This window comes from Methylobacterium iners, from assembly GCF_022179305.1.
GTDB lineage: Bacteria > Pseudomonadota > Alphaproteobacteria > Rhizobiales > Beijerinckiaceae > Methylobacterium > Methylobacterium iners.
In genome coordinates this window covers 1-11164 of record NZ_BPQP01000083.1, presented here as the reverse complement: position 1 = coordinate 11164, position 11164 = coordinate 1, and the positions used below count along the sequence as shown (strand labels likewise).

Genomic DNA, 11164 nt, shown 5'->3' with positions numbered 1-11164 from the left:
CGAAAGCGGAACGTCCGCTTCCGGGCGCGACGCACACTTCCGCGCAGCACCCGCGGCCGATCCGGTTGGAATGGTTGGGCACACCCGAACTGCACCACCCCAAGCGGCTGCAGTGAGTGTGGTGTGGACGTATGCCGAAGCGCCTTTGAGCCTTCCTGAACAGTGGTGAGATCGAACGGCGTTGCTACAACCCCTGTGACTCTCCAGTATACGGATGAGAATCGGTGTGGCGCAGCTTCACGATGGTGTCGCGCAGCCAGCGCTGGCCCGGCACCTCGTCGTTCGACGCATGCCAGATCATCGAGATGGAGACATCCGGCAGCGCAATCGGCGCCGGACTGACGGTCAAGTCCATTGCCTCGCCGAAGAAGCGCGCGAGCCTGGAATGCATGGTGGCGATCACCGGAGCCTGCCGGACCACGAAGGGCATGATGGTGAACCGAGGTGAGGTCAGCGCGATGACCCGCGTTCTGCCGATCTTGGCGAGGGCTTCATCCACAACGCCGTGGGCGCTCTCGACGAGGCTCGTCAGCACGTGGGGCAGCCGCACGTAATCGTCGAGCGAGATCGGGGGCTTCACCCCGACAAGCTCGGCATTGAAGACGCACAGGTAGGTCTCCTTGTTGAGGATGCGGCGCTTGTGGTGCGTCTGCCCCTGCTCGAAAACGCCGATGCCGAGATCGACCCGTCCGCTGTCGAGATCGTCGAGGATGCGGTGCCGGTCGACGGTGTGCAGCAGGAGCTTCACGCCCGGTGCGACGGTTCGCAGGTGCGCGACGAGACGAGGCATCAGCAGGATTTCGGTCGAGTCCGGGATGCCGAGCGAGAACGTGACGTCGGCCGTGGCCGGATCGAAGGCTGCCGGCGGTGCCGTGATGGCCTGGATCTGCGAGAGGGCGCTCTGCATCGGCTCGATGAGGGCGAGAGCTCGCGGGGTGGGCCGCATGCCGTCCGGAGCCCGGGTGAGCAACTCGTCGGAGAAAGTCGCGCGGAGCCGAGCGAGCGCATGGCTCATGGCCGACTGACTCAGGCCGATCCGCGCAGCGGCCCGTGTCACGCTGCGCTCCGTCAGCAGGGCGTCGAGGGCAACGAGCAGGTTGAGGTCGAGCTTGCCGAGATGCACGTGATCGATGCGCATTATGAAACTAATCCATTTGATTCATGGAGGTCCACTCAGCACATTCAGCCTCACGAAGCGACGAGAAACTCGCCGTACCATTTGAGGATGAACTGATGTCTACGCGTCTGATTTCGCTTTCCACTGCCGCCGCGCTCGCCTTCGCCGCGCTGGGAACCGCCTCCGTCCGGGCTGACGAACCGGCGGTCGTTTACGCGGCCAAGATCGTCGGCGCCAAGACTATCGGCGCTATGACGCTCGAGACGCTGGGCCGGGCGACCAACGGCGCACAGGTCCAGCGCCAGGGTGGCTTTGCGGTCGCCGGCGCTGTGCAGTGGATCAGGACCCCTGTTGTGCAGGTCACCGCTTCCGCGCAAGCCTTCTGAGATGGCCCCGTGCGGCTGAAGGATGTGGTGTTCGTGCAAAGCGCAAGCAGCAAAATTGGGAGACGCTGTCCAAGAGGAGCAGTGTCACTGAAATCAGAGGGCGAGTCTGACGCTCGCCCTCTTGTTATCTAGATACAATCAGAACGGACTGTGCGCTTGGGCTGCAAGAGGCGAGAGGCAGACCTGCTGTGTGTCTCGTTGACGGGGGATGAAACGGTGGCGTAAGCAGTCCCCATGATCCGTCGCGCCAGCAACGTCGTGAGCTATCGCCTGCCCTCACCATAGGCGGCTGCGTTCGGTCACGACCAGCGATCATACCAAGCCGCCGCACTCCGGCGGCGATTTCTTTTCCAGACAGGTCTCCGGGGGCGGCGCGTTCACCTCCGACGCGAGAGACCACAATGACTTCCCGGCGATCAGCGTTCATCTCAACACCCGGCGACCAGGAGTTCGAGCGTCGTGCACCGTGCCTCTTCGAGGTCAAGCACGGCGACACCGTTATTCGGATCACTGATGACTGGGACGGTCATCTCCTCATCGAGAAGCTGTATGTTGCTCTCCGAGAAGCCCGCCAAGCGCGGGACGAAGCGATCCTACTGAGAAAGCAGGGCCAGTTCGAGGGGACAGGTTGACAAGGCACCTGGCGACCTAAGAGTTCGGTCCGCTACGAGTCGACTCCAGACGGTCAAACTTGCTGACCTGGATGTCTGCTCCCGGGCGGCAACCCTGTTTCTGCTTCTGGCGCACAGCGGCCGCCGACCAACGTCTCAATTGGGTGGACCTCTGCGGATCCGCTTCTGGGCAGTTGAGCGCCGAGACGAACACTGACGTTCGCCCAGGGTTGACCCTTTGCGACGCGGTCTACGGACTGTCGAGGACAGCTCGATCCCGTCATTGCTTGTTAATTTCACGGAGTTGTCGGACGGGATGGCTACTGCAAGCGGGCCGCTGCAAGCCGCTCCTGGTCTAGTTGTCGCTCACCCGGACTGCGTCTCATTGCGAGCGCGCCGACGACCGCAGCGATGCCCAGCAAGCCCAACGTCGTCGCGACCGGATGCAGCGTCGCGCGCGTGTAGGCGCTGGTGCGCATGACATAGATCGGCGGGTCGCCACGAACCTGTCCCGCGTTCCTCGGTGAGTGCAGAGCGCCCTCGGGCTCTCTCGGTGCCTCCGCACGTTTCTGCAGGGCGATGATGGCAGGCGCCAGCTCGTCGTAGGCCCCAGGTGCGAACTCCTTGCCCATCACGAACAGCTTACCGCCTCCACCCACGAAGATGTCCCGCTGAGGATGCACTGCCGCGTGCAGGATTGCGTTGGCGACCTCCCTCGGCGGATAGATCGGCGGCGGCAGCGAGGGTTCCCGGTCCATGTAGTTGCGAGCGCGCTGCGGCAGCGGCGTGTCGATGGAGGCCGGTTTGATGAGCGTCACCGAGACCGGCGCACCCTCCGCGATCAGCTCCATGCGCAGCGTATCGGTGAAGCCCTTCACCGCGTGCTTCGAGGTCGCGTAGAGCCCCTGGAACGGGAAGGCGAGGTCGCAGGCCACGCTGCCCACGTTGATCAGGGCTCCGCCGCGCTTTCGCAGGTGCTCGACCGCTGTCAGCGATCCATTGATCGTGCCCCACAGGTTGGTCTGGATCAGGCGCTCGTGATCCTCATAAGGGATCTCGCGCAAAGGGCCGTAGACGGTCAGGCCGGCGACGTTGACCCACGTGTCGAAGCCGCCGAAGGCGGCGATGGCCTTGTCGGCGATCGCTTGCACGTCCTCGCGCCGGCCGACATCGGCAATGACATGAATGGCTCGACCTCCTTCGGCCTCGATCGCGTTCGCCACGCCAGCGAGCACGTCGCCGCTGCGCGCAGCCAGCACGAGGCGGGCGCCTCTCTCGGCAGCCATGCGGACAGTCGCGAGCCCGATGCCGCTCGAAGCCCCCGCAATGACGATGACCTGTTCGCTCAGCGGCTTGTGTCGCATTGCTTCCTCGCTCCTCGCCTTGGGATCCGCTCTGTCCTGAAAGGGCTACGCGCGAGCCGCCATACTGTTGCTGCCCTTGCCAACCCGCAGGCAGGCTTTGGTCTGCACCGATGTCACAGCTGACGCCTTGGTTTTGCCAATCGGAGGTCGCCGCAACCGCAGGTCCGTCACTGCTTGTTATGGCGAGCTCCCGATGGGTGCTGCTTCTCAACTCCCTCAAATATAAATCAACAGAGGCAAAGATTTAGCTTCTCATGCTCTAAGTGCATGCTTCAGACCTACCCCGTGGACAAACCTGCGAAGGGTGACACGAAGAATACGTTCAGCGACCATGTGATCGCGCATTATGGTGCAATGCAAAGTCAACATACCGCATCGCACAAATCCGTGGTTCAATCCCTCATCGGCCGGTTTCGCAGACGACCGTTCTGAACCTGGAGATGTCCCATGCGCCCCATCTACGCTCTCGCGCTTGCTGTGCTCGCCTCGGCGACCTTCGTGGCTGAGACTGCGGTCGCCGGCGACGTCATTCACCTCACGCCCACGCTCTACCGCGAGCAGGCCCGCGCTACCGCCGCTATTCGGTCAGCGTCCGAGTTGACGACCACGCCATCCCTAACCCCGCGTGCCCCCGCGACTCCGCGGGTTGTGGCTGAAGTCGCTGCCGCCGCTCGCTAAGGCAGCCTTTTCTACTGGGGACACTCGTCTCTGGCTCAGCCCCAGCCTTGTGCCGGGGCTTTGTTATGCGTGCTAAGGGACGCTCCATGGTCTGACGACGGATCGTGATCACATCCGGCATCCGACTAAGGCGGCGCCAAAACACCAAGTTGGACCTTATCGCGCTCGCTGACGGTCCAATAACCTACCCAGTGACGTTGCCTCCAGACCACTATCGCAGGGACACCCGCTTAAGGCTTGGGTGCCGTTGAGGTGGCAGCGTTCGGGTTGGCCTGAGTCGCACTCGGGCTTGTCGTGGGGCTGTTCGATCCGGTCGTTCCCGTGGGCGGGCTAGTGGTCGTATTCGTCGTGGCTGGAGTGTTATTGTTCGCAGCAGGCTTCTTCTCCTCCTGGCAGGCGGCGAGCGCCAGCATACCGAGGAGCGGCAGGATCAGGATTGGACGCATGGACAGGTTTCCTTCTTGCTCTGTGTGGTGAGCAGAACGGCGGCCTGTCTGGAGGGTTCCTCAGCGGTAATCAGCCGGCTTGTCAGGAGCCTCTGGCGAAGATCAACCGGCGCGTACCTGATCATCTTGTGTGAGAGAGATGTTCCGGCAAAGACAGTCGCGAAGGGCCGTAGTCGGCCAACGTTCTCGCTGTGATGTTCAGCTCGACTGACTCAATTTCTCGTTGGAAAAATCTATCACGCCTTGGACCGAGAAGGGTACGTGCCCGCTCGGAGGCCTGTTGTAGCGAGAGGTCACATCGGTCGCTAATGCGAGCCGTTCTTTGGTCGGGAACCACGCTGCCTGTCTACCGTTGATCCCCCAGATTGGACTTGTTCTAATTTGCACCTGAGGACGGTTTGAGCCGCCCGAGGCAACACGGAGTACCACATGCCCGGCAACGCGCACTGCGAGAGCTGCAGATTCTTCGACGAACACAAGCTGAACGGAGCTCAGGCTTCGGGCGATCAGGGCCTGTGCCGCTACAATCCCCCTGTAACGCAGCCCGCGCCCGAGTCGAAAGGGCTATGGCCGGTTGTTGCCAATTCCGACTGGTGTGGTCACTACACGCCTGAGATGACGGCGGCCGAATAAGCCGCCCTGACGAGATCAGCAGGGCCCAGCCTCCAGGCTGGCCTTTTGCGTTTACAATCCTGAGCGCGACCTTCTCGCAAGAAGAATTTCATCAGGGCTTACCCTCGTAGAACGCCCCTTCGTCACATGGCTTCTGAGCGCCCGTTGACTGGGCGGATTGGTTCACGCTCGTTGCGAAGCGGCCGCTCTGCCACTCGTCTACACAAAACGATAAGGTTGCAATCCCAGTCCTCGCCGACGTCTGGCAGAGCATGCACTGCTGACAGCCACAAGCGAGTGGCGCACCAGGCCCACTACGTTGGTCGTGCTGGTGATACGGAACGCTGCACCAAAGAAGTGGGGCGGTTGATACGTCAGGAGGTGACTAGGAGCCAAAGAATGCTAGCCTCAACGCTATCCTGGATTGCTTCAGTCCGCAGTTCAGCTGGCGTCAGGCAATCACCCAGAACAGCATCAGCATCGCGCTTATGAAAAGGCCGTAGGTGATGGCGACAGCGGTGATCTCTCGGTGCTCTCGGAGAACGATGCGGGAGGCGAGCAACATGCGCGTGCCTGGCAGGTGAGCGGGATGGCTCATCTAGGCCCGAGATCTTGCACCAATTCATGACCGGCGAGCCCGGAACAAACAAGAAGAACGTGCTGTGTCCTCTCAGCCGCAGCACCCTTCCGCAAAGCTGCGGTCGCCACGACGGTGTCGTATAGGAGCAGCCCTCGCCTGTGCTAGTTGGAGAGCATCACTGACAAATCCTGTCTACCGACGACTGGAAGCAGGGACGCTACCTACTGCAACGAGACGGTAACGCTTTGAGCAATCCTGATCCCTCAGCGCTCATCGTCACACAGTCCTTGGACAGTCCGTCCGATGCGGAGCGTGACGCCAGGGATCGCCGGCTGACGCAAACAGTCGCCGCCGGTCCCTCCCCCGACTTCCAGGCGCTGTTTGAAGCCTCGCCCACACCGCTCCTTGTGGTGGCCCCGCCCGACTGGACCATCGTGGCGGCCAACGATGCTCGCCTTCGAGCAACACGCACGACACGCGAGGAACAGATCGGACGCCGGTTGTTCGATGTCTTCCCGGATGATCCGGAGGACCCGAGCGCCGATGGCGTGCGCCATCTCACCGCCTCGCTTGAGCGGGTGGTCGCCACGCGGTCGGCCGACACCATGGCCGTTCAGCGCTACGCCGTCCGTGGACCGGATGAGCGCTTCGTCGAACGGTGGTGGGCTCCCGTCAATACGCCCGTGCTCCACATGGACGGTAGCGTCGCCCTCATCCTCCACCAAGTCCAAGACGTCACCGAAGTGGTCCGGTTGCGGGGCGACGCGGTGGGGCAGGGTGAGCTCGCCCGCGGCCAGCAAGCGGTGATCGACCGGCTGCGCGCCTCCGAGGCCGCCCTGCGCGAGAGCGAGGAGTTCAGTCGCCGGGTGCTCGAGAGCTCGGCCGACTGCATCAAGGTGCTCCGGCTCGACGGGCGCTTGGAGCGCATGAGCGAAGGCGGCCAGCGCGCGCTCGGCATCACCGACATGACGACGTACCTCGGTGGCTTGTGGGCCGAGAGCTTTGAGCCAGACTGGTGCGCCGCTGCTCACGCTGCGGTAGCGGAGGCCGCTAGGGGAGCCACGAGCCGCTTCGAGGGCTCCCTCAAGACCGCTCAGGGCGAGCTTCGCTGGTGGGACTCAGTTTTGACGCCAATCCTCGGCGAGGATGGACGGCCCGAGCGCGTGCTTGCGGTGTCGCGAGACATCACTGACCTGCGCGTGACCCGTGATCGGATGCGCGAGGGCGAAGCGCGCTTCCGCAACATGGCCGACAACGCGCCCGTGATGATGTGGGTGACCGACCCGCGTGGGTACTGCACCTACCTCAACGCACGTTGGTACAAGTTCACCGGGCAGCCGCCGGCGGCAGGCGAGGGCTATGGCTGGCTCGACGCCGTTCACCCGGAAGACCGGGCTATCGCAGAACAGGCCTTCGTCTCGGCCAACGCCGAGCGGCGCGACTACCGGGTCGACTTCCGCTTGCGCCGCGCCGACGGTGTCTACCGCTGGACGATCGACACGGCTGCAGCACGGTTCAGCCCTTACGGTGAGTACCTGGGCTACGTCGGCTCTGTCATCGACATCGACGAGCGCCGAGACATGGAGGAGCGCCTTCGCGCAAGCGAGAAGCGCTACCGCTTGCTGTTCGAGTCGATCGAGTCCGGCTTCTGCGTCGTTGAGGTGGATCTTGAAGGGTCGGTTGGTCGGATCGACTATCGCGTAGTGGAGGCAAATCCCGCCTTCTTTCGGCAAACAGGCTTTCCAGAGACCATCCTGGGACGCTGGTTGCGCGAGGCGACACCCAACCTCGAGGAGCACTGGTATGAGACGTACGGCTTCGTGGCCGCGACGGGTAAGCCCAAGCGCTTCGAGCAGGGGTCGGACGCGCTCGGTCGCTGGTTCGACGTCTATGCGTTCCGCACAGGCAATTCCGAGGAGCGCCGTGTCGCAATCCTGTTCAACGACGTTTCGGCGCGTCGAAACGCGGAAAACAGACTTCGCGAACTCAACGAGACCCTTGAACGCCGGGTCGACACAGCTATCGCCGAGCGCGACCGCATCTGGCAACTCTCGCCCGACCTCATGCTCGTTGCCAAGGTCGATGGCACGATGCTGAGCGCGAACCCGGCCTGGGAGCGGCTGCTCGGCTGGTCATCGGAGTGGCTGGCGGGGCGCAACGCAGCCGAGATCAAGCATCCAGACGATGCCGAGCGTACCGCAGCCGAACTCGCCCGGCTCGCGGCCGGCGGCTATAGAACGACCAACTTCCAGGATCGCTATCGGCACCGCAACGGCTCGTGGCGCTGGATCGCCTGGGTGTGTGAGCCCGAGGGCGACCTCATCTACTGCATCGGACGCGACATCACGGCCGAGAAGACGGCGCGCGAGGCACTAGCCGCAGCCGAGGCCGCTCGTCGCGACGCGGACGCGCTCTACCGAGCCTATTTCGAGAATACGGCCGAGGCCCTGTTTGTCGTGAACGTGCTTGAGGACGGCGGCTTCACGATTGAAGACCTCAACCCGGCCCACCAAGCGAGCATTGGCTTGCCCCTCGCTGAGGTGCGGGGCAAGCGCATCGACCAGATCCTGCCGCCCGAGACGGCTGCACTCGTCATGGAGCATTACCGACGCCTGATCGCGAAGGGGAGCGTCTACCAGTACCGCGAGACTTTCGAACTCCATGGCAGGCTGACCTACTGGGACACCGTGCTCGTACCGGTGCGCGACCACGATGGGCGGATCGTGCGCCTGATCGGCGCGAGCCGCGACCTCACGCGGCAGCTCGCCGCCGAAGAGCAGCTCCGTCAATCGCAGAAGATGGAGGCGATGGGCCAGCTCACGGGCGGCGTGGCGCATGACTTCAACAACCTGCTCGCCCCGATCGTCGGCGTGCTCGACGTGCTTCAGCGGCGTGGCATCGGCGGCGAGCGCGAGCAGCGCCTGATCGACGGGGCGGCACAGTCGGCGGAGCGGGCCAAGACCCTGGTGCAGCGCTTGCTGGCCTTTGCACGGCGCCAGCCACTTCAGTCCAGCCCGGTCGACCTGCGCGCGCTCACGCGCGGGATGGCGGACTTGGTCGCGAGCACAACAGGGCCGCAGATTCGCGTAGTGGTCGATACCCCCGACGCGCTGCCGCCGGCCAACGCCGACCCGAACCAGCTTGAGATGGCGATCCTGAACCTCGCGGTGAACGCACGCGACGCGATGCCCAATGGCGGGATGCTGCGCATCTCGGTCGAGGCGGAGACGGTCGGCCGTCAGCACCGCTCCGGATTGAAGCCGGGCCGTTATCTCTGCCTGTCAGTCGCTGACACGGGCACGGGCATGGACGAGGCGACGCTAGCGCGGGCGATTGAGCCGTTCTTCTCGACCAAGGGCATCGGCAAGGGCACCGGCCTTGGCCTGTCCATGGTGCACGGTCTGGCGACACAACTCGGGGGAGCGCTCACCATCCAAAGCACCCCCGGTATGGGCACCAACGTCGAACTCTGGCTACCCCAGGGAGAGAAGCTGGTGCCGACGGAGGTTACCGCCGAGGAACCGGCACTGACGACCGGCAGCGGCACCGTCCTGCTGGTCGACGACGAGGACCTGGTCCGTCTCAGCACGGCCGACATGCTGATCGAGCTCGGCTACTCAGTGGTCGAGGCCTCGTCGGCCGAGGAGGCGCTGCGGCTGTTGAACCGCGGCGTGAGGCCAGATCTTGTTGTGACGGACCACCTGATGCCGGGCATGTCCGGCACTGAACTCGCGGCCGTGCTTCGCAGAGATCGGCCGTCGATCAAGCTTCTGATCGTATCGGGCTATGCCGACGTGGTTGGGATCGCGCCGGACCTTCCGCGCTTGACCAAGCCGTTCCGGAATGCTGAACTCGCCGCGAGCCTCGCGACGCTAGGCTGAAGGCCAAAAGCCGTACTGCTCGTCCGAGAAGAGAAGACCATAGCGCCCACGACAAGGTGCACTAGTAATCACCGACGCCGCTTAAGGGATCACTCGTTGGAAACTGGACGGAAAAGAAGCTCCCCAACCCCGGCGTATCTTTTTGCGTCACCAAATAGTTCGAAGACGATCCTCCCTAGAGCCAGGGAAGGGTCGAGAGCAGCCGTTTAGCCTGCCTGAGCGCAGTGGCAGCTTATGGCGCATAACTACCGTTGAGCCCTACGCTCGCTGCCTTCCGCCCCTGAGCGGCTGGGGCGGCGTTTCGCTCTCCGCGGGCTGCACAAACAGCTCACCGAGCGGCACGCTCAACGCCGCGGCCAATCGGTCCAAGAGGTCCACCGTTGGGTTCTCCACCTGCCGCTCCAGGCCGCCGAGATACGCCCGGTCCGCACCCGCATCCGCCGCCAGGCGCTCCTGGCTCACGCCGGCCGCCACACGCACCCGCCGTGGATTCCAAGCCAGCAAGGCGCGCCCGTTCAGCATTCCGAACAGGCACCATCCCAGTGGCCATCAAACCACCGGCTATAGCCACACCTTAAGGCTAAGCTCCGAGCAAGTTCAGGCCGGCCCGCGTGAACCTCCGCCTGCCACGAACCCGGAGTGCCCCATGCCCGAGACCCAGAGCCCCTCCCCGCTGCCCGTCGGCTCTCCGCTGGGCTTGGACAGCGCTTCGTCCAGGAGTTCCGCAGCCGCGCGAAGGGTCACTTCACGCCCTACCTGCTCGGCATGGCGCTGGTCCTCATTATGTTCCCCGCCTACCGAATGGTGAGAGCGGCCTTTGCCGGCGAGGGTGGGTCCGGGACCGAGGCCGGCTTCGTGCAGGGCCTGCTGCCCGCCTGCGACGCGGCCGTGGTCAAGAGCCTGCTCAAGCAGGCCATCGAGGCGAACACCTCGCCGATCCTCGGCACGATCAAGGTGCATCGTATCGGTGACGTCATTGACTACATGGCGTTCGCCGCCGCCATCAACGCGGCATCCGGCTCGGAGCCGGCCCGGCAGACGACGCCTCCTGACGAGAACATGCTGCGGGTGCGGGCGGCCCTGGAGAACCGGCGCATGTGCGGCGCGCGGCTCTTCACCTCCCGTGGCCAGCATCTCTGGAACTACACGGTGATGTGGACCTCAGCCGCCAAGGACGAGATCTTCGTGCAGGCCGAGTTCGGCGAGTAGGCGCAAGCCCCTCCCCTGCGCTGCCTTACGCGGGAAGCCGCAACAAAGCCTAGGCTCCCATGAAGCTTCGTCGCGAAACCTGCGACGAGGCCTCACGCATGAACCTTGATCACACGCCAACGCTCTCCCGCGACGCGCCGGCGGCACGCCATCCCACGCGACGGCGCCTCATGGAACTGCTGGCCGCCCTGCCTGCACTCTCGGCCACATCAGGAGCAGCCAACACCGCGCGATCCGATCAGGAATTTGAGTCGCTCCTAGAGCTGTTCGAGACCTTCCA

At 64.0% G+C, this 11164-nt stretch carries 10 protein-coding genes; 5 read left to right on the top strand and 5 right to left on the bottom strand.

The annotated features are described in order from the left end of the window. Nucleotides 1-184: 184 nt before the first annotated feature. Nucleotides 185-1138 (bottom strand): LysR family transcriptional regulator, encoded by a 954-nt coding sequence (locus MFF55_RS22220; protein WP_238246296.1) that lies wholly within the window; start codon nt 1136-1138, stop codon nt 185-187. Between the two features lie 95 nt (nt 1139-1233). On the opposite strand from MFF55_RS22220, the gene MFF55_RS22215 reads away from it, so the two are divergent. Further along, nucleotides 1234-1503, top strand: coding sequence for a hypothetical protein (locus tag MFF55_RS22215; protein ID WP_238246295.1), 270 nt, complete (start codon nt 1234-1236; stop codon nt 1501-1503). 428 nt (nt 1504-1931) lie between these two features. On the opposite strand, the gene MFF55_RS22210 is transcribed toward MFF55_RS22215, so the two are convergent. Then, a complete protein-coding gene (locus MFF55_RS22210; RefSeq protein WP_238246294.1) occupies nt 1932-2078 on the bottom strand; it encodes a hypothetical protein in 147 nt (48 codons plus the stop codon). Between the two features lie 356 nt (nt 2079-2434). Continuing rightward, entirely contained in the window at nt 2435-3478 is a 1044-nt protein-coding gene (locus tag MFF55_RS22205; RefSeq protein WP_238246293.1) for an SDR family oxidoreductase, read from the bottom strand. 1553 nt (nt 3479-5031) lie between these two features. On the opposite strand from MFF55_RS22205, the gene MFF55_RS22195 reads away from it, so the two are divergent. Beyond that, complete coding sequence (locus MFF55_RS22195; RefSeq protein WP_238246291.1) at nt 5032-5235, top strand: hypothetical protein; 204 nt, start codon at nt 5032-5034, stop codon at nt 5233-5235. A 430-nt stretch (nt 5236-5665) separates the two neighbouring features. Here MFF55_RS22195 and MFF55_RS22190 read toward each other — a convergent pair whose 3' ends face one another. Continuing rightward, nucleotides 5666-5812 carry a hypothetical protein gene (locus tag MFF55_RS22190; protein ID WP_238246290.1) on the bottom strand — a complete coding sequence of 49 codons (147 nt, stop codon included), beginning with the start codon at nt 5810-5812 and terminating at the stop codon, nt 5666-5668. Nucleotides 5813-6039: 227 nt separating this feature from the next. Here MFF55_RS22190 and MFF55_RS22185 point away from each other — a divergent pair, with 227 nt between their 5' ends. Further along, nucleotides 6040-9675: a PAS domain S-box protein gene (locus MFF55_RS22185; RefSeq protein ID WP_238246289.1), complete on the top strand. Its 3636-nt coding sequence runs from the start codon at nt 6040-6042 to the stop codon at nt 9673-9675. Between the two features lie 258 nt (nt 9676-9933). Here MFF55_RS22185 and MFF55_RS22180 read toward each other — a convergent pair whose 3' ends face one another. Further along, nucleotides 9934-10194: a helix-turn-helix domain-containing protein gene (locus MFF55_RS22180; protein ID WP_238246297.1), complete on the bottom strand. Its 261-nt coding sequence runs from the start codon at nt 10192-10194 to the stop codon at nt 9934-9936. 120 nt (nt 10195-10314) lie between these two features. On the opposite strand from MFF55_RS22180, the gene MFF55_RS22175 reads away from it, so the two are divergent. Both MFF55_RS22175 and MFF55_RS22170 read left to right on the top strand, forming a co-directional pair. Next, complete coding sequence (locus tag MFF55_RS22175) at nt 10315-10884, top strand: hypothetical protein (protein WP_238246288.1); 570 nt, start codon at nt 10315-10317, stop codon at nt 10882-10884. A gap of 98 nt (nt 10885-10982) precedes the next feature. Then, nucleotides 10983-11164: hypothetical protein (locus MFF55_RS22170; protein ID WP_238246287.1), on the top strand; the 182-nt coding region annotated here is incomplete at its 3' end.

Excerpts from the sequence above, each read along its gene's own strand:
- MFF55_RS22220 (WP_238246296.1), bottom strand. The coding sequence starts at position 1,138 with ATGCGCATCGATCACGTGCATCTCGGCAAGCTCGACCTCAACCTGCTC.
- MFF55_RS22215 (WP_238246295.1), top strand. The coding sequence starts at position 1,234 with ATGTCTACGCGTCTGATTTCGCTTTCCACTGCCGCCGCGCTCGCCTTC.
- MFF55_RS22205 (WP_238246293.1), bottom strand. The coding sequence starts at position 3,478 with ATGCGACACAAGCCGCTGAGCGAACAGGTCATCGTCATTGCGGGGGCT.
- MFF55_RS22195 (WP_238246291.1), top strand. The coding sequence starts at position 5,032 with ATGCCCGGCAACGCGCACTGCGAGAGCTGCAGATTCTTCGACGAACAC.
- MFF55_RS22190 (WP_238246290.1), bottom strand. The coding sequence starts at position 5,812 with ATGAGCCATCCCGCTCACCTGCCAGGCACGCGCATGTTGCTCGCCTCC.